This is a genomic window from Catalinimonas alkaloidigena (assembly GCF_029504655.1).
Taxonomy (GTDB): Bacteria; Bacteroidota; Bacteroidia; order Cytophagales; family Cyclobacteriaceae; genus Catalinimonas; species Catalinimonas alkaloidigena.
This window is the reverse complement of sequence record NZ_JAQFIL010000001.1, coordinates 4,648,011-4,674,343: the sequence shown is the minus strand read 5'-3', so window position 1 is coordinate 4,674,343 and position 26,333 is coordinate 4,648,011. Positions and strand designations below refer to the sequence as shown.

At 42.8% G+C, this 26,333-nt stretch carries 24 protein-coding genes and 1 pseudogene; 9 read left to right on the top strand and 16 right to left on the bottom strand.

What is annotated here, in order from left to right; all coding sequences use genetic code 11:
- The first annotated feature begins 2 nt into the window (after window positions 1-2).
- Window positions 3-1,001, top strand: coding sequence for a 2-hydroxyacid dehydrogenase (locus OKW21_RS19040; protein WP_277482162.1), 999 nt, complete (start codon window positions 3-5; stop codon window positions 999-1,001).
- A gap of 3 nt (window positions 1,002-1,004) precedes the next feature.
- Here the strand turns inward: OKW21_RS19040 and OKW21_RS19035 are convergent, their stop codons facing one another.
- From OKW21_RS19035 to OKW21_RS19020, 4 genes are all read right to left on the bottom strand, one after another.
- Window positions 1,005-1,439 (bottom strand): septal ring lytic transglycosylase RlpA family protein, encoded by a 435-nt coding sequence (locus OKW21_RS19035; protein ID WP_277482160.1) that lies wholly within the window; start codon window positions 1,437-1,439, stop codon window positions 1,005-1,007.
- 95 nt (window positions 1,440-1,534) lie between these two features.
- The gene (locus tag OKW21_RS19030; RefSeq protein ID WP_277482157.1) at window positions 1,535-2,158 is read right to left on the bottom strand and encodes a hypothetical protein; all 624 of its coding nucleotides are present in this window, start codon (window positions 2,156-2,158) and stop codon (window positions 1,535-1,537) included.
- A 349-nt stretch (window positions 2,159-2,507) separates the two neighbouring features.
- Window positions 2,508-3,278, bottom strand: a complete 771-nt coding sequence (locus OKW21_RS19025) for an ABC transporter permease (protein ID WP_277482154.1) — start codon at window positions 3,276-3,278, stop codon at window positions 2,508-2,510.
- Window positions 3,265-4,188: an ABC transporter ATP-binding protein gene (locus OKW21_RS19020; protein ID WP_277482152.1), complete on the bottom strand. Its 924-nt coding sequence runs from the start codon at window positions 4,186-4,188 to the stop codon at window positions 3,265-3,267. The genes OKW21_RS19025 and OKW21_RS19020 overlap by 14 nt, the downstream gene beginning before the upstream one ends.
- A gap of 244 nt (window positions 4,189-4,432) precedes the next feature.
- On the opposite strand from OKW21_RS19020, the gene OKW21_RS19015 reads away from it, so the two are divergent.
- Window positions 4,433-5,284 (top strand): universal stress protein, encoded by an 852-nt coding sequence (locus OKW21_RS19015; RefSeq protein ID WP_277482148.1) that lies wholly within the window; start codon window positions 4,433-4,435, stop codon window positions 5,282-5,284.
- 101 nt (window positions 5,285-5,385) lie between these two features.
- On the opposite strand, the gene trpA is transcribed toward OKW21_RS19015, so the two are convergent.
- The 5 genes from trpA to trpC form a co-directional block, all read right to left on the bottom strand.
- The gene (gene trpA / locus OKW21_RS19010; RefSeq protein WP_277482145.1) at window positions 5,386-6,177 is read right to left on the bottom strand and encodes a tryptophan synthase subunit alpha; all 792 of its coding nucleotides are present in this window, start codon (window positions 6,175-6,177) and stop codon (window positions 5,386-5,388) included.
- 19 nt (window positions 6,178-6,196) lie between these two features.
- On the bottom strand, window positions 6,197-7,063 hold the full coding sequence (locus tag OKW21_RS19005; protein WP_277482143.1) for an ATP-grasp domain-containing protein: 867 nt from the start codon (window positions 7,061-7,063) through the stop codon (window positions 6,197-6,199).
- 89 nt (window positions 7,064-7,152) lie between these two features.
- A complete protein-coding gene (gene trpB / locus OKW21_RS19000; protein WP_277482140.1) occupies window positions 7,153-8,358 on the bottom strand; it encodes a tryptophan synthase subunit beta in 1,206 nt (401 codons plus the stop codon).
- Between the two features lie 97 nt (window positions 8,359-8,455).
- Entirely contained in the window at window positions 8,456-9,115 is a 660-nt protein-coding gene (locus tag OKW21_RS18995) for a phosphoribosylanthranilate isomerase (RefSeq protein ID WP_277482137.1), read from the bottom strand.
- Between the two features lie 79 nt (window positions 9,116-9,194).
- The gene (gene trpC, locus OKW21_RS18990) at window positions 9,195-9,989 is read right to left on the bottom strand and encodes an indole-3-glycerol phosphate synthase TrpC (RefSeq protein ID WP_277482134.1); all 795 of its coding nucleotides are present in this window, start codon (window positions 9,987-9,989) and stop codon (window positions 9,195-9,197) included.
- A gap of 264 nt (window positions 9,990-10,253) precedes the next feature.
- Between trpC and OKW21_RS18985 the strand changes: the two genes are divergently transcribed.
- Both OKW21_RS18985 and ctlX read left to right on the top strand, forming a co-directional pair.
- Window positions 10,254-11,744, top strand: a complete 1,491-nt coding sequence (locus OKW21_RS18985) for an arginine deiminase family protein (RefSeq protein ID WP_277482132.1) — start codon at window positions 10,254-10,256, stop codon at window positions 11,742-11,744.
- 131 nt (window positions 11,745-11,875) lie between these two features.
- Window positions 11,876-12,811: a citrulline utilization hydrolase CtlX gene (gene ctlX, locus OKW21_RS18980; RefSeq protein ID WP_277482130.1), complete on the top strand. Its 936-nt coding sequence runs from the start codon at window positions 11,876-11,878 to the stop codon at window positions 12,809-12,811.
- A 224-nt stretch (window positions 12,812-13,035) separates the two neighbouring features.
- Here the strand turns inward: ctlX and OKW21_RS18975 are convergent, their stop codons facing one another.
- Complete coding sequence (locus tag OKW21_RS18975; RefSeq protein ID WP_277482126.1) at window positions 13,036-15,117, bottom strand: discoidin domain-containing protein; 2,082 nt, start codon at window positions 15,115-15,117, stop codon at window positions 13,036-13,038.
- A 137-nt stretch (window positions 15,118-15,254) separates the two neighbouring features.
- Window positions 15,255-15,518, bottom strand: coding sequence for a hypothetical protein (locus tag OKW21_RS18970; RefSeq protein ID WP_277482123.1), 264 nt, complete (start codon window positions 15,516-15,518; stop codon window positions 15,255-15,257).
- Between the two features lie 525 nt (window positions 15,519-16,043).
- Here OKW21_RS18970 and OKW21_RS18965 point away from each other — a divergent pair.
- Genes OKW21_RS18965 through OKW21_RS18955 form a run of 3 tightly spaced genes read left to right on the top strand, consistent with a single transcriptional unit; the run spans window position 16,044 to window position 20,705 of the window.
- Window positions 16,044-16,388: a hypothetical protein gene (locus OKW21_RS18965; protein WP_277482120.1), complete on the top strand. Its 345-nt coding sequence runs from the start codon at window positions 16,044-16,046 to the stop codon at window positions 16,386-16,388.
- 13 nt (window positions 16,389-16,401) lie between these two features.
- Window positions 16,402-19,716 (top strand): Ig-like domain-containing protein, encoded by a 3,315-nt coding sequence (locus OKW21_RS18960; protein ID WP_277482118.1) that lies wholly within the window; start codon window positions 16,402-16,404, stop codon window positions 19,714-19,716.
- 8 nt (window positions 19,717-19,724) lie between these two features.
- Window positions 19,725-20,705 carry a PorP/SprF family type IX secretion system membrane protein gene (locus OKW21_RS18955; protein ID WP_277482115.1) on the top strand — a complete coding sequence of 327 codons (981 nt, stop codon included), beginning with the start codon at window positions 19,725-19,727 and terminating at the stop codon, window positions 20,703-20,705.
- Window positions 20,706-20,776: 71 nt separating this feature from the next.
- Here OKW21_RS18955 and OKW21_RS18950 read toward each other — a convergent pair whose 3' ends face one another.
- A complete protein-coding gene (locus OKW21_RS18950; protein WP_277482113.1) occupies window positions 20,777-21,196 on the bottom strand; it encodes a BLUF domain-containing protein in 420 nt (139 codons plus the stop codon).
- A gap of 525 nt (window positions 21,197-21,721) precedes the next feature.
- Here OKW21_RS18950 and OKW21_RS18945 point away from each other — a divergent pair.
- Both OKW21_RS18945 and OKW21_RS18940 read left to right on the top strand, forming a co-directional pair.
- Complete coding sequence (locus OKW21_RS18945; protein ID WP_277482111.1) at window positions 21,722-22,858, top strand: M12 family metallopeptidase; 1,137 nt, start codon at window positions 21,722-21,724, stop codon at window positions 22,856-22,858.
- 163 nt (window positions 22,859-23,021) lie between these two features.
- The gene (locus OKW21_RS18940; protein ID WP_277482109.1) at window positions 23,022-23,399 is read left to right on the top strand and encodes a hypothetical protein; all 378 of its coding nucleotides are present in this window, start codon (window positions 23,022-23,024) and stop codon (window positions 23,397-23,399) included.
- Window positions 23,400-23,455: 56 nt separating this feature from the next.
- Here the strand turns inward: OKW21_RS18940 and aat are convergent, their stop codons facing one another.
- The 4 genes and pseudogenes from aat to OKW21_RS18920 all read right to left on the bottom strand — a co-directional run bounded on the left by aat (window position 23,456) and on the right by OKW21_RS18920 (window position 26,268).
- Window positions 23,456-24,142: a leucyl/phenylalanyl-tRNA--protein transferase gene (gene aat, locus OKW21_RS18935; protein WP_277482108.1), complete on the bottom strand. Its 687-nt coding sequence runs from the start codon at window positions 24,140-24,142 to the stop codon at window positions 23,456-23,458.
- A 38-nt stretch (window positions 24,143-24,180) separates the two neighbouring features.
- Window positions 24,181-25,179, bottom strand: a complete 999-nt coding sequence (gene trpD / locus OKW21_RS18930; protein WP_277482106.1) for an anthranilate phosphoribosyltransferase — start codon at window positions 25,177-25,179, stop codon at window positions 24,181-24,183.
- Window positions 25,180-25,300: 121 nt separating this feature from the next.
- Window positions 25,301-25,668 (bottom strand): annotated as a pseudogene (locus OKW21_RS18925) (four helix bundle protein).
- 27 nt (window positions 25,669-25,695) lie between these two features.
- The gene (locus tag OKW21_RS18920; protein ID WP_277482103.1) at window positions 25,696-26,268 is read right to left on the bottom strand and encodes an anthranilate synthase component II; all 573 of its coding nucleotides are present in this window, start codon (window positions 26,266-26,268) and stop codon (window positions 25,696-25,698) included.
- Window positions 26,269-26,333: the final 65 nt, after the last annotated feature.

The following is a 26,333-nucleotide window of genomic DNA, read 5'->3' as shown; positions in this document are numbered from 1 at the left end:
GTATGAAAGTAGCCTTTTTTAGTACGAAGTCATACGACAAGGAGTTTATGGATAAGGCCAATCGCCAATACCAGCATGAACTTGCCTATTACGATACCAGCCTGGAAACTTCTACCGCCATTCTGGCCAACGATTATGAGGCGGTCTGTGTATTTGTGAATGATCAGGTGAAGGGAGAAACCTTAGACAAACTTCATCAGCAGGGTATTCGCCTGATTGCATTGCGCTGTGCCGGCTTTAATAATGTTGACCTTATAAAAGCGGAAGAGCTGGATATCAAGGTAGTGCGGGTGCCTGCCTATTCTCCCTATGCTGTGGCAGAACACGCACTTGCGATGATACTTACGCTTAACCGTAAAACGCATCTTGCCTACGAACGTGTTCGTAACGGAAACTTTTCTCTAAGCCGCCTTATGGGCTTTGATCTGCACGGCAGAACAGTAGGGGTAATTGGCACTGGTAAAATAGGACAGATCTTTGCTTCCAACATGTATGGGCTGGGCTGTAAGGTACTGGCTTATGACCCATATCCCAATGAGCAGTTTGAAAAGGAAGGTAAGCTTACATATGTATCCCTGAAGGAAATACTGGAAGCTTCAGATGTTCTTTCCCTTCACTGTCCGCTTACAGAAGATTCCTACCACCTGATAGATGAAGAAGCTATTAACACTATGAAGGATGAGGTGATGTTGATCAACACGAGTAGGGGGGGGCTGGTAGATACCAAAGCCATTATCAAAGCTTTAAAATACGGTAAGATAGGCTCTCTGGGCCTGGATGTTTATGAGCAGGAAGAAAATCTTTTTTTTCAGGATTTATCGGGTCACATCATTCAGGATGATGACATAGCGCGCCTCATGACCTTTCCCAATGTGCTGATTACCTCACACCAGGCCTTCTTTACCGAAGATGCGATGACAAATATCGCTGAAACAACTTTGCAGAATATACGGGATTTTGAAGAGGGCAAGCCACTGGAAAATGAAGTGAAGCTGAGGTAGGCTTTATGGCGTGGTGGAATTGGCTGCATTCAGTTGAAGACTAAGTTTCTCAGCTACGTCCGGTCTTAGGGCAGCTTTGACGATGACCTTTGCCACCCCCTTGTTAATTATCCCTAAAGAATCTGCTGCACGGTGCGAGATATCCAGAATACGCTTTCCGTGGAAAGGGCCGCGATCATTTACTTTCAGCAGGACCTGCTTGTGATTTTTTGGATTGATCACCAGTATCTCTGTCCCTAAGGGTAAATAGCGGTGTGCTGCCGTAAGGCTGTCAGGGTGGTAGACTTCACCACTGGCTGTATGATTTCCGCTCAAAGAAGATGCATAATAAGAGGCTATGCCTTCCTGAATAAAGTTATAAGGATGCTCTGCTTTCTTATGACAGGCAAGGATTACAAAAAGAAGGAATAATTGAAATAGGCGAATAGGCTTAAACATTCACAAATATAGATAAGCCTATCTGTAAAAAAGACAAAAAAAACCGCGCAATGGCGGTTTGTAGGGTTTTGTCGTTTTCTTAGTGATCTTATCCTTTAACGCTTAATACCGGTATTACGCCCCATTTCCTCAACGGCATTTCTTTCAGTCTGGAGCTCCCTTCTGAGACGGCGTTCTTTTTCAAGAGAAGTACGGCGAAGCTCTTCCATTTCTTCCTGCAATTGCACAAAGTTGAGCTGTGTTCTTTGGGTGACATTACGGCTCCGCTTAAACTGAAATATAGCTCCTCCCAGTAATACTAAAAGTACTGCCGTAGTGATCCAAAATGTAGCCACAAACTTATCCTTAGGAATATCAAGTCCTAGTACTGAAATATGTGTTGCAGCGTGTTCACTGGCTTCCACAGTAGATTGCTGCTCATCAATTTTTTGCGTTAGCTTGGCAACTTCCTGGTTGAGGTTCTCCACCTTATTCTGAGTAGCCGAAAGTTCTTCTTTAGAAGCAGCCATACTGTTCTGCACATTTCTCCAGATGGCATTAATGTCCTGAAGGTTAATTACTTTGTATTCTCTGCCTGAACTGGACTTAACAGAATTAGATGATTCTATCAATTCGTTATACTGCTGATCCAAAGTACTAGATGTCTCCTGAGCAAAGCCGGTACTGATAACCAGGCTTAATGCTAATCCCAAGAATAACAAGCGGTTGATAGTTCTCATAACACCTCTACAATTTTTTACTAAATGCATTCTTAATTATTTCTCTGCCTTGTGTCTGAAGACTTGATTTTGTCTTAAGCAACAAAAATAAGGCTATATTAGTTACAACTGACAATATCTTAAAATAATTGCATCAAAAAAGTCAAATCATAAAAGCCTAGTGCTTAGAGGAAATTTTTTTGATGAAAAATAGCCTGTTCCTGACATGTATGTTGCTAATCAAGACTATTATACTGCCAACGATATTGCAAATTTTGTGAAAAAAAACTTTAAGATGCAGCATTTTGCGCTTTTAGTTTTATCATTTTAGTAAAAAAAATCTCATTTCGGTAAATTAAGGTATAAATACTTACATCTTTATGGTCATTTTCTGAAAATCAAAAAGTCCCAGTAGCGTGTAAAGCAAGAAAAAGGCAATACTGAAAATTTCTACCCTGCTGAGCCAGATCTCTAAAAATGCTTCTCTCAGGTATAGTAGGGGATAGGTATAAGGAATAAAAATCACATAGTACCAGCTATCAATCAACAAACTAGAAAGCACAAAACCTATTACCCCCACGCCAAGCGCAACAATAAAGTTCTTGAAGCGCATGCTTACCCAAAACTGAATAGCTAACATGCCACTAACCGACAAAAGGGTTTTTATGGCTAGCTTGAACAGAAATATAAAATCAGGAGGAGCGTCAAAAAGCTGTAGCTCCGGCCGGATAAATCCTAATATCCCTCCCGAGATAAGCATCAAAATGATGAAATAAAGATGGGCTGTAATTATTATCAGGAAGGTAAGTGAAAGCTTTGACAGGTATAGAGAATAACGGGGAACGGTAGAGATCAGCAAGTGCTTCCATGTATTGTTACTGTGCTCTATGTAACATACCAGTGTGGCGGTAATAATGGCAAAAAGAGGTAGTAACATAAATGCAGTACCTTCATAGTATATTTTGAAAAAGTGACGCCAGGGTTGTTCCTGCCCTGAAGGAAGAAAGCTTTCAGTACCTAATAACAGTATGAAAAAGAAAGCGATGATAATGCCGGTAGTACCTAAAAACGACAACCACAAAGCTAGCGAATTCTTGGCTTTCAGAATTTCTGCTTCCAGGCTTAGCTTAAATTTTTCCATGGGCAGATGTTTTGGCTTGTGTAAAATGCAGGTATAAGTCTTCCAGTCTTAACGCTTTCGCTTTGATCTGAAAGATACTGATGTCCTGTTGTCTGAGGAGATCAATAACTGTAGAGATTTCCTCTTTGTGCTGAAGGTTGACATCAAGTAAATCATGATGTATACTGGCCTGGTAGTGGTTATGCTTCAGAGTCTGTGCTCCTTTTTGTAGATCGCTGATTTCAAGACTTACCGGATGAGCAGCATATTGCTCCTGCCGTAGTGTTTTCAGCTTTCCCTGAAAAAGTAATTCTCCCTGATGCAGAATTCCTACATGATCACAGCTTAGCTCAACTTCATGTAACAGATGGCTGGAGAGTAAAATTGTCTTGCCTTCATGATGTAAATGTTGAATAAGTTTGCGAATAGTCACAATCCCTTCCGGGTCCAGTCCATTGACCGGCTCATCCAAAATCAGGAGCTGTGGGTCGTGGAGTAGCGTCAAGGCAATGCCCAGGCGTTGCTTCATCCCGGTAGAAAAAGTGCTTACCTTCTGCTTCGCATTGCTTGAAAGTCCCACCTGCGCCAGCGTCTTTGCTATACGTTTATTTGAAATATTCCTGTACAGGGCACTTATCTTCATATTATCTTCGGCAGACAGATAGGGATATAAAGGTGGATCTTCTACCAAAGCCCCGACTTTCTTGAAGATGTCTTTTTTTTCTTGTAACTCTTTGCCAAACAAAAATACTTTGCCACGCTGTGGCTTCAGCAAACCGAGCAGAAGCTTCATTACCGTAGATTTACCAGCGCCATTTTGACCTAAAAGTCCAAAACAGCTTCCTGCCGGAATGAGTAAAGACAGATCATGTATTCTTGCCTGCTTGCTGTAACTGAAGCTAAGGTTTTCTGTGCGTAGAGTTGCTGACATAGACGGCTTTAAGATCAAATATGAATCAAAAAAAATTTGGAGAACAGTTAAGCAAGCTGTGTTTTACAACATTTGTTTGACTTGCTTACGCTACGTCAATGGCTGGGTTAGCAGTTAAGAGGTGAAAACTTATGTGTACAAAGCAAAAAACTAATATTAGTCATGTTCAACGGTGACCCGCATCATATTTTTTCTTTCGTGTAATGATTAAATTGAGGTATCAATCAACAAAGCACACATAGCCATGAAAACCATTTTAGTCACCACCGATTATAGCAGCGATGCCCAGAATGCGGTACATTATGCTGCTAAGTTAGCCGCCTACTTTAACGCAAAATTACTGCTTTTTAATGCTTTTCAAATGTCTGTACATACTTCAAACGCATTTATGTCTCCTTCTGCTGTAGATCATATGATTGCCAACAATGAGGAGCGCTTAAATGAATTAGGCAATGAGCTGTCCCAAACCTATAATATAAAAGTTACAGGCATCACTTATGTTTCTATGGTAGATGAAGAATTAAGTATGCTGGTCAAAAAACATCATGTTGACCTGGTAGTAATGGGCATGCAAAACGATCTGACTGAGAATAAGCTCCTGGGTAACACGACTACTGCTGTAATTAGAAAAGCGGATTTTCCGGTACTGGTCGTACCTTTTGGTGTGGAGTTTCACAACATTGAAAAAATACTTTTTGCCAGAGACGAGAACGCAATTCATGAAAAAGATAAAAGCATCAGACTGCTTAAGGAAATTGCTGAAGGCTTTAAAGCGGATGTTGAAATATTCCATGTAGAGAAAATGCCGGTAAAGCAAACGGATGAGCTTACAGAAGAAATGCAGGAAGATGAGCTGGAACAGGTTTTGAAAGGTACACATCACGCTTACAAAATGACGAATGCTACCAAGGTAGCAGATAGTATTGTGGATGAAATTAAGAACTACCAGCCTGACTTATTGGTGATGATTCCCCACAAGGGTACCTTTATGGACCGCCTGCTGAAAAGAAGCATCACCCGCAGAATGGTGATGGAAACCCAGGTGCCATTGCTGGCTTTATCAGATATACGAGAAAAAGAAGTGGCTCACACTTGATTCTGAATACCGGGCTTGCTCAGCATTCATTCACTTGAATTTCCTTTAATCAGACGTCCTTGAATAGCCTTTGGTCATATATAAGCTGAAGGCTATTTTTTTTAGCCTATCCCTTTCACCTCTTTTACATATTGTGCGATATCCTTTTGCAAACTCTGGCTCTTTTCCAATACCCTGATGAAAGCACTGCCGATGATGGCTCCGCTGGCATGCTCACACGCTTTGCTGAAAGTTTCGTGATTGGAGATGCCAAAACCAATCAGCGTAGGATGTTGAAGTTTCATGGCCTGAATTCTCTTAAAATAGGTAATCTGCTCCTCAGAAATGCCACGCTTGGCGCCGGTAATGCTGGCGGAAGAAACCATATAAATAAAGCCGTGAGAGTTTTCATCTATCAGACGAATGCGATCTTCTGAAGTTTGTGGAGAAATCAGGAAGATATTGTATAAGCCGTACGACTCAAACAATTCTTTGTACTCCTCCAGATACTCCTGCATGGGCAAGTCTGGCAGAATAAGCGCGTCAACTCCGGCTTGCTGGCAATGCTTGCAGAAATTTTCTACACCAAACTGCATTACCGGATTCATGTAACCCATCAGGATGATGGGTATATGGACTGAAGAGCGTATATCACTGAGTTGCTCAAATAGTTTTTTAATGGTCATTCCATTACTGAGCGCCTGAGTACCACTGTTTTGAATGGTAGGGCCATCTGCCAGAGGGTCAGAGAAAGGCATCCCTATTTCAATCAGGTCGGCTCCGGCTTCTTCCAGATATTGAGCAATCCGAACAGTGTCATTGAGCCCAGGAAAGCCCGCAGTATAGTAGACAGAAAGTATATCTCCCTGCTTTTCCCTGAAAATTTGATCTATGCGATTGGTCGTTTGTATCATAATGGATGATGGTAAATGATTAATGTGTGCTAGCGTCTAATGCTTGGGCAAAGAGCCCGGGAGATTTTTTGCAATATTCAAAATATAAAGAAGGTTCTATAAGTTCTACCTCTATCAGTACATACTCATCATATTGGTTATTGATGAGGTCCACACGCGCATATAAAGGCTGAGGTGTAATAGCTTCCATCACCTGGCATGCGGTATTCAGTAGCTTTTCATGGGCTTCTACCGCCTCAATTTTTCCACCATGTTCTTCCTGTACCCTGAAATCCTGCCTCTTGGGCCTTTTGAGCACGGTATGGCTGTAATTACCTCCGAAAAAAAATAGCGAGTACTCTCCTTCCTCCACTATACTTTTCATAAATGGCTGTACCATAAAAGGGCGCTGCTGAAAGTCCGGAGCAATCTTCTCCAATTCTACGTCCGAGGTGTTGACTGCCAACCTGTAAGTAAAATCTGCATTGGCACTGATTACAGGTTTCACAATCAGCTCCTGCTTTTCCAGTGACTTAGCCCAGCCTCTGAAATTCTCAGGGCTAAACTTCTGATCCCAGAGGGTAGGCACAATGGCGATCCCTTTTTCTTCCAGTTCTTTCAGATAGGTTTTGCTAAGATTCCAGCGTACCAGTTCAAGGCTATTGTGCAATTGAGCCTCAGAGCTTTCTATCTGCTCCAGCACTTTCATAAAAGCCGGTGGGTCATCCTGGTAGTCCCAGGTGGTTCGGATCACCACCGCATCATACTGATTCCAGTCGGCAGATTCATTTCTCCAGGATACTTCTTCTACCTGCCAGCCCAATGCCTGTAAAGGTTCAAAGGTCAACCGGTCATAACTGAAGAAGCCGTCCAGGCTATCCATGCTCAGATAAGCACAGTGTTTCATAGGTTTAAATGATTAAATTGTTAAATGACTGAATGGCCGGAAATGAGTATCCAACAGTTTAACCATTCAGCCATTTAACAATTTAGTTTTCAGTATTTTCCCCACTTGATGTATGTCTCCAGATCTTTGTCTCCACGACCAGAAAGACTGATGACCACCACATCCTCAGCATTAAGGCACATTTGATGCAGTGCTCCAATGGCATGCGCTGATTCAATGGCAGGAATAATGCCTTCCAAACGGCTCAGCAGTACTCCGGCTTTCATAGATTCATCATCGGTGACACTATAGAATGTACCACGTCCGGTGTCAAAAAGGTTGGCATGCATAGGGCCGATACCCGGATAGTCCAGCCCGGCAGAGATAGAGTGAGGTTCGGTCACCTGACCGTCATCGGTTTGCATCAGTAAAGTCCGACTGCCATGCAGTATGCCCGGTTTGCCCAGTGCGGTGGTAGCGGCAGAACGACCGGATGCCACACCTTCTCCGGCAGCCTCTACCGCAATAAGCTTGACATCCTCATCATCAAAATAATGATAGTAGGCACCAGCGGCATTGCTTCCTCCACCCACACAGGCAACCACATAGTCAGGGTTTGCTGAGCCAGTTTGCTCCTTCAACTGCCACTTCATCTCTTCACTAATCACTGACTGAAAGCGGGCTACCATATCAGGGTAGGGGTGAGGCCCCACAACAGAACCAATGATATAATGGCTGTCTTTAGGATTGTTGATCCAGTGGCGCATGGCTTCGTTGGTCGCATCTTTCAGGGTTTTGCTCCCTGATTCTGCAGGAATCACTTCCGCCCCCAGTATGCGCATACGCTCCACATTCGGCTTTTGCCTTTGCATATCTACTGAGCCCATAAACACCTTGCAGGGCATGCCCATGAGGGCACAGACAGTGGCTGTAGCTACGCCGTGCTGTCCGGCTCCGGTTTCGGCAATGATGAATTTTTTGTTCAGTTTCTTTGCCAAAATGATCTGCCCTATGGTATTATTGACTTTATGCGCACCGGTATGACAGAGGTCTTCTCTCTTAAAGTAGATTTTAGCACCAAATTTTTCTGAAAACCGTTCCGCAAAGTATAGTGGCGTTGGCCGACCTACATAATCTCTAAGCAGCTTGCGAAATTGCTGTTGAAAATCAGGGGCATTGATGATTTGCAGGTAGTTTTGCTGCAGCTCTTCAATATTTGGGTGCAGCATCTCCGGGATAAAAGCGCCACCAAACTGGCCGTAATATCCTCTTTCATTAACATTATAAGGACTGTACTGAATATCTTTTACTTCCATAGCGAATTGAGAATTTTACCCTGAATTCATTTCAGAGCATTAATCTAAATAGTGTTTGCCAAATGATCTAAGCTAAGTGTTCTACTAAGCCTGAAAATTACTGATTTTTCCGGCGGAATTGAAACGGCACTTTCTCTGATTTCCTTTCACTTCTTCCGTACAACTTATCTTTTAGCTTTTGTACCAGATTCACATCTTTGAGGCCGGGTTCTATCTCAAAGCGGCTATTGACATCTATGGCATGAATATTAAAGAAAGAGAGCTCTCTCAACTGAGGCACATTGTCCAGGCTGATGCCTCCACTCAAAAAGAAAGGGATTTCCTGGTCATAAGAACGTAATTGCCCCCAGTCAAAAGTTTCTCCATTGCCTCCCGGATGCTTTCCGGCAGTGTCAAAAAGAAAATAGCTGACATGAGGCTTATAAGCTTCCAATTGGCTGAAATCAAAATCCTGCTGGCCTATGCTGAATACCTTAATAACTTTTTTGCCAGCTTTTTTGATCTCTTCGCACTGTTCGGGGCTTTCTTGTCCATGCAATTGCAAAAAATCCAGCTGATATTTTTTTGCCTGTTTTAGCATCTCCTTAGTAGTGGCATTCACAAATACGCCTACTTTTTTGGTTTGCCGGGGTAACTCCTGCAAATCTTTAGGTTTGAGTGTATCGGCCATGTAGCGGCGCGACTTTTCGTAGAAGATAAATCCCAGATAATCCGGTTTCATCTGTGCTACTTTGTGCATGTTGTGCGAAAACTTCATTCCGCAGACTTTGAGTTTTATTCGCGTATTTGCCATCACTTCATCAACCTAAATTTTACTTTTGATAGTTCAGCCTGCATCAGATTTGTTGAATGAATGCTTTACAGGCTGCAGCAGGGTCGCTTTGCTTCATAAAATATTCTCCTACTAAAAATCCCTGGTAGCCATGTTCAGTCAGTATTCGGATATTTTCTGCATTGCTGATGCCGCTTTCCGAAATTTTCACCATGCTTTCTGGCATCAACTCAGCCAGATCAATGGAGGTCTGAATGCTCACTTCAAAAGTTTTAAGGTTACGGTTGTTAACGCCCACTACGTTTAAGAAAGGAGCAATATTATCGTCAAGTGCGGTTTGCTGCAGTTCCTCCGCATTATGCACTTCCAACAGTACTTCCAGGCCCAGTTCACGCGCATAGGAAGCCAGTTGTTTTACCGCTTCAGGACTGAGAATAGCAGCGATCAGCAGAATCGCATCCGCTCCTAAAGCTTTGGCTTCGGTGATCTGATAAGGATCAATGGTAAAATCTTTGCGCAGGATTGGGCAATTATTATGCTGGCGAGCGATGCGAAGGTTTTTGTCGCTGCCGTTAAAAAAATCTATATCGGTCAAGACAGACAGAGCCGCAGCTCCGGCTTTTACGTAGCCAGTGGTAGTTTGCATCACATCCGCCTCTGCATTGATGATACCTTTGGAAGGAGATTTGCGCTTGAACTCAGCGATGATGGCAGGCTGCTTCTTTTTGAGTTCTCCCGACAATGAAAATGTACTGCGCTCAAAGAGCGAACTTTTTCTAAGGCTTTCCTCGCTTGTTTCTGCCTTGCGCTGCGCTATCTCTTCCTTTTTCCGGACAACAATCTTATCCAGTATATTCATAGGGTTTGCTTCATATTTTTGAAGTTCAAAGTTAAGTAGTTGGGGGCTTCTTTGCTAAAGCTATGTAGACTAAATTAGATAGGGTCAAATGGTAAAATGGCTGAACTGCCAAATGATCCTAAGCCGTTTAGTCAAGCAATCATTTAATCATGTAACCATTTACGTATAGAGCTTTCCTGAAAAGATCAACATCAGCGCATCCAAAGTGCAGGGAATTATCTTAACTTTGAGAATGATAGTAGAAACAACATAAGCCCTGAGCATATGACAAACCATAACATCAAAGTTACTTCTGAGATTGGTCGTTTAAGACGTTTGTTAGTACATAGCCCTGATGCGGGAATTGGCAAGATCGTACCTCGTATCAAGGAACAACTGCTCTACGATGATATTGTATATCTGGAAAAAATGCAGCAGGAGTATGGCGAATATCTGAAAGTGCTGTTGTGTTTCCTGGATCAGGATAAAATCAAGGGAAAAGCAAATGACCCGGCCTATCAGGAAGCTTCACGTAACAACAGCTTTGACTCTGACTATGTGCTGAAGGTGGAAGAAATGCTAACCCGTATTCTGCACAATGAGGACGTAAAATATCTACTCATCCCTTCAGTCTGTGCGATAGAAAAATGCGGACTCCGGGCTCAGAAACATCTGCTGGAAATGCCACCTGCCGAACTGGCCAAAACCCTGATCACCGGAATCTTAATGGATGATGATGGAAAAGAATACTTCATATTTGCGCCTATTCCTAACCTGATCTTTACCCGTGACATTGGCATTACGATCCATGATCATATACTGCTGAGTAAACCCTATGAAGATGCCCGCGATCGTGAAGCTTTGCTCTTTAAATACATTGCTCACTTTGAACTACTTAAGCAGACCACCAGCCAGCAGCCTGACGAGCTTGCCCAGCAGGTGATAGAACTGCAGGAGCCTAATCCTTTTTTCCTTTCCAGCGAAGAAGAAATACAAGATAAAGCAGTCACCATAGAAGGGGGAGATGTGATGATGGTCAGCCCTGGTCATGTATTGGTAGGGCTGAGTGAACGTACTTCTATCGCCGCGGCTGACCGTCTGGTAGATGAAGTGTTTCGGACTAATCTGATCAAGAAGGTGTCAGTGATCAAAATTCCCCGGCGTCGTGCTTATATGCATATTGATACTGTCTTTACGCAGGTCAAAAAAGACACCTGGATACTGTTCAGCCCTTTTTCTAAAAAGGAAATGCTGGCCAAACAGAGCAAATTTGACTTTAGCGGAGCACTGAACGGGAAACACAGTGAGCCTGTCTATAATGTGGAAATCACACAATTTATTCGCGTAGATGAAGGAAATGATATGTTCAGCGTAAACATCAACAAGTTGAATTATCTGGACGACCTGATGGAGCAGATCAGTAAGGAAGATTTTGGAGCCCAGCGCTGCGAAATCATTCCCAGTGCCGGAGGAGAGTTTCCCTATAGCGAACGTGAGCAATGGACCGATGCCTGTAATTTTCTCGCAATCAGGGAAGGTGTAGTCATTGGCTATGACCGCAATGTAAAAACCGAAGAAGAATTCAGAAAGCGGGGCTTTTTGGTATTACGTTCTGCTGAAATCATTGAGCAGGTAGAAAACGGCAAAGACATAGACGAAATCGTAACCGGAGATACGCTAATCCTTTTACCTTCCGCCGAGCTTTCCAGAGCGCGTGGTGGTACCCATTGTATGAGCATGCCTCTGCTAAGAGATGATGTGGCGATAACTGTTTAATAATTTGAAGTTCTTGGTGATAAGGCATTTTGGTTCTTAGTGGTGTTATGTTTTATATTTTACGTAAGAAACGAATCCCATATAAGCAAGAACCATGACCCCTAGAACTACTTTCACAATAAGTAATTAATATGCAACTCACCGATACCCTACTCATGATCAGGCCGGTTAAGTTTGGCTATAATGCTGAAACGGCTGAAAACAACCTCTACCAGAAAAAACTGGATACCCAAAGTCCGGCAGACATTCAGCAGCAGGCTTTGGCGGAATTCAATCAGTTTGTGGATAAACTGAAAGCTGCTGGGGTCTACGTTATCACCATAGATGATACCATAGAACCTAGCAAGACTGATTCTATTTTTCCTAACAACTGGATATCCACCCATACGGATGGCACAGTGGTCACCTACCCGATGTGGGCAGAGAGCCGCAGGCTGGAACGTCGCGAAGATATCATTGATACCCTGAAGAAGATGGGCTATAAGGTAGGGCGGAGGCTGGACTATTCCAGCTTTGAAGCGCAGGAACAATATCTGGAAGGTACCGGCAGCATGATTCTGGATCGGGAGCATAAAATTGCTTACGCCTGTGTGTCGCCGCGCACGCATAAAGATCTGTTTGCGGCTTTCTGTAAAGAATTTGGCTATAAGCCAGTGATTTTCACCGCTTCTCAGACTACATCAGAAGGTAGTTTATCCGATATTTACCATACTAATGTGATGATGAGTGTAGGAGAAGATATCGCCATTCTCTGTGATGAAGCTATACGGGATGCAAAAGAACGTGAAATGGTCAACCAGACATTAAAAGAGTCAGGAAAAGAAATCTTCCATATCACTGAGGAGCAGTGTAATCAGTTCGCCGGCAATATGCTGCAGGTGAAAAGCCAAAGCGGTCAAAAGCTGCTGGTGATGTCGGAGCAGGCTTACCGTTCATTGACCGAAGAACAGGTCAAGCAGATAGAGAAGCATACCGATATTCTGTGCAGTCCACTTGACACGATTGAAACCTGTGGCGGAGGCAGTGCCCGCTGTATGATGGCAGAGATTTTTCTGCCTAAAAATTAAGCAGTTGGCACAGTGGTTTCTGGAAGATATCAATTGCCTTGATATCCGAAACTGTTGTTTTAGTTCATCTAAAGATTTATAAGCCCTCTTATTAAGAAGCTTTTTATCCTGGTGTTCTTTTCGGTCAGGTTTTCTTGTGAGCATATGATAGAAAACATACTTGAAGAGGAAGACAGACGGTATATAGCCAACTATTCTACCAGAAACATCAGTTTGTATCCAACCTACTCGGTAATCACTCCCAACTCTGCGGCTTTTACGCCATCCTGCCCATCTGTAATTTTAGTGGCTACAAACTTTACAAAGCGACCTGACTTGGGGTTGAAGTTAATTTGCTGCGCTATGGGATTATTGCGAATATTAGAAAACTCGCCTTCTGCCACCACTGTACCCCAGTTTTTACCATCTTCACTGACATACACTTCATAGTTGGAAACAATACCTGCCGCATATCTGCTCTGATCGGGTAGATAGGTTAAACCCTTCAAGCGGTAGCTTTTTCCTAAATCAACAATCCATTCTGCGGGAAAATCAACATCTTCTACGCCCCATTGGGTAGAGGCCTTTCCATCCCAGATCGCGTTTACCTCTTTGGCTTTACCTTTTGGCTGCAGCAGCTTCCAATCAGCCCTGCTGATATCAAAATCCACAGATGCTACCGGGCTGCTTTTACCGGTTTGGGCATCTATAATAATGGCTTTTATTGTTCCTTTTTTAGCAAAGTTAAATGCTTTGGTATAGGGTTTGGAAGCAGCAGTGGGCTCCTGACCATTGGTCGTATAGTAGACCCTGGCGTCCAGGTCGGGAGAAATGATTTCTACTACCCCTTCTTTATTCCTCAGAATTCGTGGCTCGCTCAGCACTTTAGGTGCCCGGTACAGTTCCAGGTTGGAAATCAGCGGACAAGCTTTGGCTTCAGTTACAGTGAAGCGTACTTTAGAAACTTCAATATCAGGGAAGCGAAGAATACGTTTGTAACCGATAGTAGCCTCTTCAGCTATGGTTTTCCAACTTCCATTTTGTAGTCCTTCCAGGGTAAAAGATTTTACCCTTTGGCCCAAAGGAATGTACTCCTGCACCAGAAAACGGTTGATAAAAGTAGGTTCACCCAGGTCAATAGTGAGTGAAGCAGAAGTGACACCATCGTCCGTAGCCCAATAGGTTTCCGGATCATTGTCATTTACCTTGTCAGCGGCATAGGTAACTTCGCCATTTCTTACCTGACTGGCTTCTACTTTATTATTAACTGCCAGGTTATTGGCAAAATCTTTCTTGATCTGTTCTGCTAATTGGATCACACGGGCTGAGTCCTCCTCATGAATAAGCCCGCGGGTATCTACCGGAAAGTTGAGCAGGAAAGTACCGTTACGGCCAATGCTATGATAGTAGATGTTCAGCAGTTCCGGCAAAGTTTTGACCTTATGGTCTTCTGACTCATGATAATACCAGCCAGGACGGGTAGAAGTATTCACCTCAGCAGGAAGCCAGTGGGTGCCATCCTCATGGCCGGAGCGCAGCTCCAGATAGCGGGGCCATCCGGGCCAGGCCTCATCCCTCCGCAGCAGGCTCCAGTTGGTTTTATTAGCAAAGCCTTCCTCTGTGCCTACCCAGCGCACATCTGGGCCAGCATCGCTAAAGAGCACTGCCATAGGCTGTAAGTCTCTGACGATCTTGTAGGTGTTCTCCCAGTCATAATAGGTCTTGCGATCAATCTTACGCTCTTCGTTGGCACCGCCGTAATAGCCATCACCGCCATTGGCGCCATCAAACCAGACTTCAAAAATGTCGCCGTACTGGGTCAGGAGTTCGCGAAGCTGATTTCTGAAATACGTCAGGTACTCCGGCTTACCGTAGTCAGGATGATTTCTGTCCCAGGGCGAAAGGTAGACACCCATTTCAAGACCATATTCATCGCAGGCTTCACGTAATTCCTGCAGCACATCGCCTTGTCCATTTTTCCAGGGTGAGCTTTTGACCGAGTGCTCGGTGTATTCTGAAGGCCAGAGGCAAAAGCCATCATGGTGCTTGGCAGTGAGAATAATACCTTTCATGCCTGCTTTTTTCGCTATTCTGGCCCACTGGCGGCAGTCAAGTTGTGTAGGGTTAAACAATTTGGGTGATTCATTGCCATAGCCCCACTCCATATCGCTAAAGGTGTTCATGTTGAAATGAACGAAAGCGTAATACTCCAAATCCTGCCAGGCCAGCTGGCGTTCAGAGGGAACAGGACCATAAGGTGCGGGCGCCTGTGCCCATAGGGAGGAAGAAAAGAGGCAAAAGAAAAGGAATGAGGCTATACGTTTCATATCTGTCTGACTGCTGTAGTGTTAAGTACTAAGGAAGATGGAAAATTAGGTATTGAAGATTAAAAATAAAACGCAAAGAGAAATTGAGATGAGGGTTCAGCCCAAAAAAGCTCATTCAAGAAGTATTGGTTTACCTTTTAAATAGCTTCGTAAGTCTCTGCAAAAATATCAGCTTTGCAGGGATAGTATTCACCTTTCACCCCTCTGATGATATAGTCTCCCGGGCTGATACTATAACTACTCCCTTCCAGGGTGTTCACTTTAAAACCATCATCCGTTATGAAGTGATCTTCAAAACGATCTCCAAAGCTCTCACACCATGCTTTCACTCCCTTATATTGAGTATCGGTCTCGTTCCACTGTATGGCATCAATAGTTACTGGCTTTTTTCTGTATTTCATTTTGTATTGCTTATTCAATGAATTTTACGCAGCTTTTTGTTAATATTTTTACTTTCTGTGCAATATTAATATGCGTAAGGTTTTTCTTCTCTAAGTACCTAATTTTCAAGCTTAGTCTCATTACTTTTTGTAGTATATCCGTCCATATGGATATTATGAAGCTGATTTTTAATATTATTCAGGATAAGTTATAGTCATACTTTGCTTAGTTATATTTATTAGATATTGACATATTTTGTTTCATTAAGATGAAATAAAAGAGGTACGCAGTCTTCTCTTTGATTATTGTATTTTATACATGGCCTTCCGTCAAAAATGAGAAAACACTACGAGCGTGTCTTACCCAGTTCCATCGCACCACAACTTAATACCTACCTGCCTAACTTTCGGAATCATTAGTATAAAATGCTGAAAAGCACTAATGAAAAGACTAAGTGTTGTGTCAGAATTGACTCTACCTCAAACCACGAACGCATGTTGATGAGTAAGAAAAGAATTTGTTTGCTGTGCCTTTGTTCATTTTTTATGATGACTCATGAGCTACTGGCATTAGATGAGTGGACCACTTTCAAAGAAGAAGAAGCTTACAGCATCAGCTATCGTCGGATACATTGCGATGACTTTATGAACGGAGTTGCATTTGACTTTTTTGCTATCCGCCTGGAAAATAAGTCCGATAAAGAGCTCAATCTACAGTGGTTCAGCAGTCCTGAAGAGGACAGCAATGAAAATTATGTCAGCATTCTACTTGCTCCGGGAGAAGTAATGCAGGGAAACTGCGGAAGCTATGCCAATAACCATCTAATGGTACTGGCCAGTGCAAGATCAGCCGAGCCTTATTTTACTGATTTTAGATATTATCTCCTATAGCCGATAGCCACTCATGCAAAGTAAATTGACCAGCGTATTAGTAACAATTATCATTTGGCAAAGTAGCCTGTCCTTGCAAGCGCAGCAGTTCACCATCAATTCCAATAAAGAAAGCGGAAGCTGTGGTAATCAGCATGTGACCTTTGAGGCTGGCTTTATTGAAGTAGGTACAACTTATTCTTTTGACTCGGGGCATATGCCTGACGACTGGTCTTCCAGTCCTTACAATCTCGGACAGGCCTGCTCCGGTATTTTTTCCGACACCCCGGACAATTCAGACTATTTCTGGGCAACTATTAATGATAAGAATGGACAGCGGTTTGTGGCTACCAACGACCTTGATGTAAACATAGGAGGGCAGATTACCTTCAGCATGCGCTTTGGCAGAGATGATCCCAGCAGCGGTTGCGAAAACCCTGACGAACCCAGTGAAGGAGTCTATCTTCAGTATTCTACCGACGGCGGATCACAATGGCACACTATCAAATACTGGGTACCTTACCAGATCGGTACTTTGTCTCCCGAAGGCATTGACCTGTATAGCTGGACACAGTTTTCAGTTGCTATACCCGAAGCTGCCAAAACGAATAGCACACGTTTTCGCTGGTTTCAGCCTTCCAATTCAGGCTCCAGCTACGATAACTGGGGTATGGATGATATTTCTGTCCTGGTACTGAAAGCAGCACAGTCTTATCGCTGGGATATCGGTGATGGAGAGCTCTATGGTGAGCAAGCTTTAGATGCTCGTTTTGATGCTGACGGACCAAAAACTGTAAGCTGTACAGTGGTGGACAGCGAAGGAGATGCTTATCACAGTTCAATTAGTTATGAGGTGATTTTAGATGAAGAAGCACCCGAGGTTAAAGCCAGTGATTACTTTCTGATATTAGACGAAAACGGTCAGGCAGAGCTAATTGCCGACTATCTGGATGGAGGTAGTAGTGACAATTGTAGTGAGCTACACTATACCGTAGATAAGACTTATTTTTCATGTGAGGAACTGGGTGAAAATACTGTGACTTTTACAGTAAGTGATAATGCCGGTAATACGTCTTCAACCGCAGCCAATGTCATGATATATGACTTTACTGCGCCTAAAGTGCTTACAAAAGATATCAAGGTTCAATTAGATAAAGAGGGTAAAGCCAGCGTCAGTGCTGAGCAGCTTGATGGTGGTTCTATAGATGCTTGCTCTGACAGGCTTACCCTCAATCTAAATAAGTCTGAATTTGGTATAGAAGATTTGGGCGAAAATATAGTTGTCCTCACTGCCACGGACAGAAGTGGAAACCAGGGAAGTGCAAGGGCGACCATTACCATAGAGGATAATACTGCCCCTGAAGGCTATACCCTTACTTTTGATGAGGGTGTAATCAATTCAGCACAACAGTTGGACATATCTTTTATCATAAACAGTGCTGAAGTAGGAAGTACTTATGAGTATGCTATCCAAAGTGAGTCGGAAGCAACTACAGTTAGCGGCAGTGGAGCGGTAGAGGCAGAAGATCACTTGGTAAATGCTATAGATGTGAGTGGTCTTGCCGATGGAGAGCTTACCCTTTCGCTTACGCTTACCGATGCTTCCGGAAATACCGGAGGTATAGCTACTGCCACGATTTATAAAGATACGACAAGGCCAACAGTACGTATTTCTACCACTATCAAAGGCCCGGTTAAAGCAGCGTTTGCTGTAAACATTTACTTCAGTGAAGCCGTAAGTGACTTTACGCTGGACGATATAGCGTTAGAAAATGCTACTGCTTCCGATATGCAGTTAATAAGCGCTAAGCATTATACGCTCAGCATTCAGCCTCAAACCGAAGGATTACTAAGCCTGGAAATAAAAGATGGATTAGTGATTGATGCAGCAGAAAATACGAATCAGGCATCTGAACGCTTGCGCTTAACATATGATAGTAGTTCTCCCGAAGTGACACTTTCCACTTCCGCCAAGGTATTCAATACATCTTTTGAAGTTCATGTTGCTTTTTCTGAAGTAGTAAGCGGTTTTGCTGAGGAAGATATTTCAGTAAAAAATGGAACCGTTGAGCAATTGCAAACTGAAGACCAGCAGCATTACATTGCTCAGATTGTTCCTGAGCAGGATGGTGAGGTAGAAATTGAAATTATCTCCGCAGTGGCTCAGGATGAAGCTGGTAATAAAAACCTCCCTTCTTCTGAAAGCCTGAAAGTTATTTATGATACTGTTCCTCCAAATACCTATGCGTTTGATGAGCCACTTGAGGATGTAGACATGGAAAATGTGTACACCTATGGTTTTAAGCTACTTGGCTTAGAAGTAGGAAGTATGTTGTATTATGCCATAAACGGCCAGGGCGAAGGTAAAGTCGTAGAAGGCCAGCTTGAAGTCACTGAAGCTCAGATGGAAATCGATGACTTGAACCTGCTCACTTTGCCGGATGGAGTGCTAGCAAGTTCTTTTTATCTGGAAGATGCGGCAGGCAATAGAGGCGAAGAAGTAAAGGCAAGCATCAGGAAAACTACGGTAAACATTGTGAGTGTGGCATCTATTTCTTCCATTGAAGTGCCTTACGCTACCTCTTTTGAATCCATAGACTTACCCGAAGCGGTTCAGGTTAGTTGCTCAGACGGAAGCCAAAAATATTTACTTGTTGAATGGCACATTGGAAATTATAATAAGGATCAGGCAGGTTCTTATTTCCTTCAGGGAGAAATAGTAACAGAAGCTTGTACCAACACCAAAAATCTTACAGCTCAGCTTCAAGTGCTACTCAGCGCAAATCTTGCGCCTACCCAAATCCTTATTTCCAGAAATGCTTTCAGCCCTGACATTTCTCTGAAAGAGCCAATAGCTGTTTTTACTACAAAAGATGATGATGAAACTCATACTTATACTTTGGTGGAAGGTGAAGGGGATAGTGAAAATGATTTGTTTTCAATCATCGGAGATGCATTGTTTCTGAATTCAAACCGTGGCCTTTCAGGAAAAAAGACTTTCTCTATCCGAGTGCAAAGCGCAGATGCGTATGCTAATGCTACCGAAGCCGTTTTCACGCTCAATAAAACCTCCTTTGAGCCAGCAGAGTCCATCAATTTCATCAATACATTTTCTCCTAATGGAGATGGAATTAACGAAATATGGCTCGTGCCAGACCTTAAGTTCTTTGATGATGTCCTCATAGAAGTATATGATCGGGCGGGCAGGAGAGTTTTCCAGACTACTGATCCAGAACAGGGGTGGGATGGAAGCAACCAGGGTAGCGTACAAAATGGAACTTACTACTACATCATTACCATCAAGGATATTCAACTAAGCAAACGCGGCGTACTGAGCGTCATCAAATAGCCAAAGGCATGAAGAAAATTTACTTATTAGGCATATTACTATTCTCTACTTTAAGCTTGCTGGCACAAAGCAGAAAGCAGTCAGCTAACTTTCCATTGCTCAAACAATATTTTAATCCTGCGCTTACCGGTTTTGAAGGCTCAGTCATAAACTCCTTATACCGCAGTCAGTGGTCATCAGTAGAAGGGGCGCCCTCCACTTTCTATCTTGCTACCGAGCTCAATGTATCTGATTTAAAAACGTGGAAAGCAAAAGAAAATGATAAAAAAGAGGAAAAGAAAATTGAGCAATCCAGAGCCAAGCATGCATTTGGACTATCATTTATGAAAGATGCATTCGGCCCATATTACGAGCACCAGTTCTACCTCAGCTACAGCTCCAACCTCAAACTTACCCGATCAATCAGTTTGAGAGCAGGTACCAGCCTTACATACAATATGGAAGGGATGGATGCCAGCAAAATGAATCTGGAGCAAAGTAACGATCCCTTCGTACTGCAATACATGCAAAATACCAAAAACGGGCGCATGGATATCAATCTGGGCTTAATGCTGGCAGGAGAAAATTTTTACCTTGGGTATGCCCTGCATGATGCCACTAAAGGACAAGGAAATCTGGACCAAGAGATGACCTTTATCGTTTATGATTATAAACATATGGTGCAAGCCGGTTACAGGACCCAGCTCTCAGAACAGTTTGGGCTGGTGGTGAATGGCCTTTACCAATACGATCAGAAACGTGGTGGAAGCCCTGAAGGACAACTTAAAGGTGTTTTTCAAAATAAGTTTTGGGTGGGAGCGGGTTACAGACATCAGCTGGCTTATTCTTTTAATCTGGGTTTACGCTTGCAGAAACTACAGCTAGGCTATGCATTTGAAATCCCTACTGGAGAAGCGCGGCTAATTATGCAAACCAACGAATTGACACTTAGCTACCAGCTGGTAGGTAGGGGAGATCACCGTTTGGGCAAAAGCTTAACCATCTGGTAAAGAAAAACCGTGGCTTCTGACGACGCTTAGGTCCTCTCAAAAAGACCATAAATTCGTTGAAGTCCTTCCGCTTATTTGAAGAACTTTAAAACTAAGTGAAGTGCCAGTTGACCATCTTCAGACTCGCCGCTTAGCAAACTTTTGAAAGCTATGCGCTCTGAGGCACTCATCTCAGACTGAAATACTATATCCTGTTTATCAAACTTTTTCGCACCCATCTGCCAGCCTGGGAATGACCTTTTGCTGATTGGAGCATTACTTACCATAAGTGCATGCTTATGCCTTTTGTCTAATTTGATTGTATCATAAAGTGAGGCGATGTTTTTGTAATCGCCCTCTAAATATTGCAAGAAGTGTGTGTCAGAATACAGCAGTACTCCGGTTACATCTTTCTCTTTGTTATTCTTTTTACAAGAAGCTAATATTTTTTGAATTTCATCTTCAGTACAAATCGGTGCTCTCAGGCTGACATAAACTAATTGTGCTAACATATTGCTATAATTTTATACGTAATATTAATATAATGCAAATATGTATAAAATTTGTTTAATTATTTATCATGATAGTGAAACAAAAATATCTCAAGGGTGAAAACAAGTGTGAGTATTGTTCAAAAAAACTAATATGTTCTGCTGAAATACAGTGAATAAAATTGACTCACCTTCGTTTTACCAGTATTCAGCTATTTTCTTATTGGTAAAGGATACAGGATATAAAGTAATTTTTCATATGAAATTGTACCTAAGCCAGAATAGCAGTGAACAAGAATCATTACTTTTACCAGCAAATTGTAAAGTTAGCTTTACAATTTTTTAATTTTTATAAGCTATTTACATGCTGAGGTTCCATACCTGTACTTATGGAAATCATTTTTTGAGTCAAAAGTATTTGAAGTAGGAGCTAGTCATCACTCTCTAATTTTTTTAAATTTCATTTACATAAGAGCATGTTCAATCCTGAGCTCTTGTTAGAAGTTACTGTCATTTAAGAATTATCACACATAATATTGCATAACCATGGCCAAATCCAAAAAGAAAGCTAAATCAAAAGACGAGCTTACTAAAAGTAATCCGACTGCGCATTATTGTTCCATGCCCCCTACGCCTACCAGGGTTTTTGAACTTGAAGTCAATCCGTTTAGAGCCTCGGCGATTATTATTACTGATAATAAATGGGTGAATGGTACGGTGATTCATTACTACTTTTTTGATCAGGAAGAAGATGGTGAATTCATATTTACGCCGGGAGGGGAGCGTATCTGGAGAAGTTGGGTGGGCCCTGAAGATCAGCAGAATGTGGTCAGGGAGGCTTTCAAAAAGTGGAAAGAAATCTGCATTGGCCTGGAGTTTCAGGAGGTAGATAATCGTGAAGATGCTGAGGTAAGAATTGGTTTCATGCAAGGGGATGGGGCATGGTCATACCTGGGTACCTATGTGCTCAATATTGGAGCAGGTCAGCGAACCATGAATTTTGGCTGGAATTTATCGGGTCAGGATGGGCTGGACACGGCGCTACATGAAATTGGACATACACTAGGGCTACCACATGAGCACCAGAATCCTAATGCTGGAATCATTTGGGATGAAGAGGCAGTGTATGCTGCGCTTGCCCAGCCGCCCAATAATTGGTCAAGGGATAAAACTTATCATAATATCATCCGCAAGCTTGATCCCGATACGGTGCAGGGTTCAAACTGGGACCCCAATTCTATTATGCACTACCCCTTCGGACCTGGCCTGATTCTTCAGCCCGAAATTTATGGTGAAGAAGGAATATTTCCGGCACCTGGTCTATCTGAGCGAGATATTCAATGGGTCAAAACCTTTTATCCTCCTCTGGAAAAAGAGCTGGAAGAGCTCAAACCTTTCCGTTCCAAAAAACTCAGTATCAAAGCTGGAGATCAGATAGACTATGTCATTATCCCCAAAACTTCGCGTACCTACAGCATACGCACATTCGGTGAGTCAGATACCATTCTGGTGCTTTTTGAAGATGATGGAGGCGAATGGCGTTACCGGGGTGCTGATGATGATAGCGGGAAGGATTATAATGCACACCTACGCTACCGGCTTATCAAAGGTCGCCGTTATGTACTGAGGGCAAGGCTTTATTACCAGCACCTGGAAGGTAATTTTGCGATTATGATGTGGTGACAGGTATGAAGTTTAAAGTTAAAGGTTAAAAACCTTGTACATTGTTCATGCCTAAGCCTGAATAGAATAGAGTAGGTGTAATTGGTAGAAAAATTTTGGGAGAGGTTTTAAACCTTTGCTTATAAGACTGCTCTAAGTTCCAGAAACGAAAACAAATACAATCATGAAAACAAAAATAATAGCATTCGCTTTTGGAATATTGATAAGTACCACCGCATTCGCACAGAGAGAAGGCAGGTCTCCTGAGGATAGAGCTGAAAAGATGACAGCCCATTTGACTGAAAAGTTAAGCCTTACAGAAGAGCAGGCTGAAGGGATGGAAGCGCTTTTTCTCAAAAACATGAAAGAAGGCAGAGAAAAAGCGGAACAGGCTTCAGGCAGGGAAGAGAGAATGGCTTTAAGAGAAGAACAGCAGACGGCAATGGAAGATGAACTAAAGTCCCTACTGTCAGAAGAACAATTCAACGAGTACCTCACAATCAAAGAAGATTTGCATGAGCGTCGCGGAAATAACCGAGGCAGAGGTAGAAAAGATAGTTAAGATTCCCCTATTTATATATCTCTACATGAGTTACCGCTACGGTGGTAACTCATTTTTTATTCAAGCCAGTCTGTCCAGCTACCTTTATGTGTATGCTGTCTCAAGGCTTGCCTGAGTAAGTTCATATACTTTTTGCGAGGAATCTCTTCGGCACCCATACTTTCTAAGTGGGGCGTATGTACCTGACTATCAATGAGGCTAAAATTTCTTTTTTGAAGCTCCCAGGCCAGGGTAATAAATCCGGTTTTGGAAGCATTGCTAAGCTTGCTAAACATAGATTCTCCAAAAAATATGCTACCTAAAGAAACGCCATACAAGCCGCCAACCAGTCTGTCTTCCTGCCATACTTCTACGGAATGGGCGTACCCCAATGTATGAAGATAACAGTAGGCTTCCAGCATTTCGTCGGTAATCCACGTACCTATCTGACCACTGCGTCTTGTCTGTTGACAGTTTCTGATCACAGAAGAAAAATCGGTGTCAAATGTCACTCCAAACTTTTTTTGGTTAAAAATTGGCCTCATGCTTTTAGCCACTTTCAGTTTTTTGGGAAACATAACAAAGCGAGGGTCAGGAGCATGCCAGATGATTGGCTGCCCTATGTCATACCAGGGGAAAATCCCCGAACGATAAGCCAAGAGTAGTCTCTCGGGTGATAGATCCCCTCCCAAAGCCAGGCCTCCCCACTCTTCAGCTTCTTCTACGTGAGGGAAGCACAGTTCATTACCAAGCCAGTAAAGCATAAATTAACGTTAACGCTCTTCTATGATGAAATAATATATTAGGAAGACTGTGTCGCTATCAACTTGTTAAACGTTTCCAGGGCTTTTCCGGATGCAAGTGATTCACGAGCGGCAGCAATACTGTCTTGCAGGCTGAGCCCGAGTTTACCGCAGTGAATAGCCATGGCAGCATTTGCGAGTACAGCTTCATTTTGCGCTTTGGTACCTTTACCTTCCAGAATGTTTGTAAAAATACGTGCCGCATCCTCTATAGATTCGCCTCCATGCAATGCCTCCGCTTTGTGCGTTGAAAAGCCCAGGTCTTCCGGCTGTAAAACCTGCTCCTGATCATTGGTAATCATTTTGAAAGGCCCGGTGAGAGAAATCTCATCATAACCATCCAGAGAGTGGAGGATCACAAACTTTTTATCCGTTTTTTGATAGAGATACGCATACAGGCGAGCCAGTTCCAGACTGAACACACCTACCAGTTGTCTTTTGGGAAAGGAAGGGTTAACCATAGGTCCCAGCATGTTGAAGAAGGTTTTCATACCCAGTTCACGGCGTACGGGGCCTACATTTTTCATGGCAGGATGAAACAGGGGCGCGTGCAAAAAGCAGATGTTAGCTTCTGCCAAGCTCTTTTTCAGCTGATCAGAATCATTGGTAAATTCATAACCAAAGTGAGTAATCAGGTCTGAGGAACCACTTACTGAAGAAACACCTTTGTTACCGTGTTTGGCTACTGGCTGTCCAGCCCCTGCAACTACAAAAGAGGCGGTGGTAGAAATATTGAAAGTGTCTTTACCATCGCCACCGGTACCGCAGAGGTCAATCGCATCGTACTCTTCGATGTGAAGGGGCACACAAAGCTCCAGCATCGCATCCCTAAATCCTTCCAGCTCTTCTACCGTAATGCTTCGCATCAGAAAAACAGTGAGAAAAGCAGCCATCTGGCTTTGGTTGTATTCTCCCTGCGCCAGCTTGGTGAGGATTAGCTGTGCTGTATCTTTGTCTAAAGATTTATATTCTATAAGTTTATTGAGGATGTCTTTCATAGGTTGAATTGCTGAATGATTAAATGGCTATATGACCAAATTGTCAAATGGTTGAATTACTGACTTGCTTTGGAGCTAATGAGTGAATTGTTATATCATTAAATGATTATCGGCTAAATGGCTAAATCTCATTTGTGTATTTGATGAGGGTATTGATGGCTTTGGGTAACTTTTTGAGTTCCTGAAAGATATAATCATAAGTTTCATGTGTCAACAACTTTCTTTCTTTGGCTTTCTTATTCCAGTCCAGGCATTCGTAATTAGAACCGGCTGCATAGCGGTAGAAACGAATTTTGTCTTTTTACCAAACCTGCCAGATCCTTCCGCAATGTAAGCTGAAACAGAATCAATTACCCTGACAAACTGCTGTCCAAGAGTATTACGACTGAAATTATCCCAGCGAAGTACGATTTTCCAGACTTTATTGCTCAAATGGTAGGCAATCTGATAAGCCTCAAGATCATTCAAACTCAAATATTTCTTTTCCATGATCCTGCCGTTTAGCAGTTTAATCCTTTAATGAGTTAACCAGTTTTTGATCATTAGCTTACCGTGTTCCGTGAGTATGGACTCTGGATGAAACTGCACACCATGCACATCAAAAGATTTATGGCGCAGACCCATTACTTCACCTTTCGGATCCAGAGCTGTGATGATCAAATCTTCAGGAACAGAAGCGGTCTCTACAGCCCAGCTGTGGTAGCGGCATACGTTGAATTCCTGAGGCACACCTTCAAAGAGATATTCATCTTGGTCTTGTAATGTAACCTTATCGGCATAGCCATGGAGTACCGTAGGCATATTGTAGAGTCTGGCTTGAAAAGCCTCTGCTATGCCCTGATGGCCCAGGCATACGCCCAGGATACTTTTTTCAGGCGCGTACTTTTTGATTACATCCATCATAATGCCTGCTTCTTCGGGAATACCGGGACCGGGAGAAAGGAGTATCTTATCATACTTTCCTACTTCCTCCAGACTGATCTTATCATTTCGGATTACGTCCATCTGCTCGCCATAACCCAGCTCCCGCAGGATATGCACCAGGTTATAGGTGAATGAATCATAATTATCTAGAACTAGTATTTTCATGAGTGAATTGCAAATTGCATATTAAAGATTCAAAATTAATTAGTGTTCTCTTAAGTATTTCATAA

Coding starts and splice junctions, on each gene's coding strand:
- OKW21_RS19040 (WP_277482162.1), top strand. CDS start 3: ATGAAAGTAGCCTTTTTTAGTACGAAGTCATACGACAAGGAGTTTATG.
- OKW21_RS19035 (WP_277482160.1), bottom strand. CDS start 1,439: ATGTTTAAGCCTATTCGCCTATTTCAATTATTCCTTCTTTTTGTAATC.
- OKW21_RS19030 (WP_277482157.1), bottom strand. CDS start 2,158: ATGAGAACTATCAACCGCTTGTTATTCTTGGGATTAGCATTAAGCCTG.
- OKW21_RS19025 (WP_277482154.1), bottom strand. CDS start 3,278: ATGGAAAAATTTAAGCTAAGCCTGGAAGCAGAAATTCTGAAAGCCAAG.
- OKW21_RS19020 (WP_277482152.1), bottom strand. CDS start 4,188: ATGTCAGCAACTCTACGCACAGAAAACCTTAGCTTCAGTTACAGCAAG.
- OKW21_RS19015 (WP_277482148.1), top strand. CDS start 4,433: ATGAAAACCATTTTAGTCACCACCGATTATAGCAGCGATGCCCAGAAT.
- trpA (WP_277482145.1), bottom strand. CDS start 6,177: ATGATACAAACGACCAATCGCATAGATCAAATTTTCAGGGAAAAGCAG.
- OKW21_RS19005 (WP_277482143.1), bottom strand. CDS start 7,063: ATGAAACACTGTGCTTATCTGAGCATGGATAGCCTGGACGGCTTCTTC.
- trpB (WP_277482140.1), bottom strand. CDS start 8,358: ATGGAAGTAAAAGATATTCAGTACAGTCCTTATAATGTTAATGAAAGA.
- OKW21_RS18995 (WP_277482137.1), bottom strand. CDS start 9,115: ATGAAGTTTTCGCACAACATGCACAAAGTAGCACAGATGAAACCGGAT.
- trpC (WP_277482134.1), bottom strand. CDS start 9,989: ATGAATATACTGGATAAGATTGTTGTCCGGAAAAAGGAAGAGATAGCG.
- OKW21_RS18985 (WP_277482132.1), top strand. CDS start 10,254: ATGACAAACCATAACATCAAAGTTACTTCTGAGATTGGTCGTTTAAGA.
- ctlX (WP_277482130.1), top strand. CDS start 11,876: ATGCAACTCACCGATACCCTACTCATGATCAGGCCGGTTAAGTTTGGC.
- OKW21_RS18975 (WP_277482126.1), bottom strand. CDS start 15,117: ATGAAACGTATAGCCTCATTCCTTTTCTTTTGCCTCTTTTCTTCCTCC.
- OKW21_RS18970 (WP_277482123.1), bottom strand. CDS start 15,518: ATGAAATACAGAAAAAAGCCAGTAACTATTGATGCCATACAGTGGAAC.
- OKW21_RS18965 (WP_277482120.1), top strand. CDS start 16,044: ATGATGACTCATGAGCTACTGGCATTAGATGAGTGGACCACTTTCAAA.
- OKW21_RS18960 (WP_277482118.1), top strand. CDS start 16,402: ATGCAAAGTAAATTGACCAGCGTATTAGTAACAATTATCATTTGGCAA.
- OKW21_RS18955 (WP_277482115.1), top strand. CDS start 19,725: ATGAAGAAAATTTACTTATTAGGCATATTACTATTCTCTACTTTAAGC.
- OKW21_RS18950 (WP_277482113.1), bottom strand. CDS start 21,196: ATGTTAGCACAATTAGTTTATGTCAGCCTGAGAGCACCGATTTGTACT.
- OKW21_RS18945 (WP_277482111.1), top strand. CDS start 21,722: ATGGCCAAATCCAAAAAGAAAGCTAAATCAAAAGACGAGCTTACTAAA.
- OKW21_RS18940 (WP_277482109.1), top strand. CDS start 23,022: ATGAAAACAAAAATAATAGCATTCGCTTTTGGAATATTGATAAGTACC.
- aat (WP_277482108.1), bottom strand. CDS start 24,142: ATGCTTTACTGGCTTGGTAATGAACTGTGCTTCCCTCACGTAGAAGAA.
- trpD (WP_277482106.1), bottom strand. CDS start 25,179: ATGAAAGACATCCTCAATAAACTTATAGAATATAAATCTTTAGACAAA.
- OKW21_RS18920 (WP_277482103.1), bottom strand. CDS start 26,268: ATGAAAATACTAGTTCTAGATAATTATGATTCATTCACCTATAACCTG.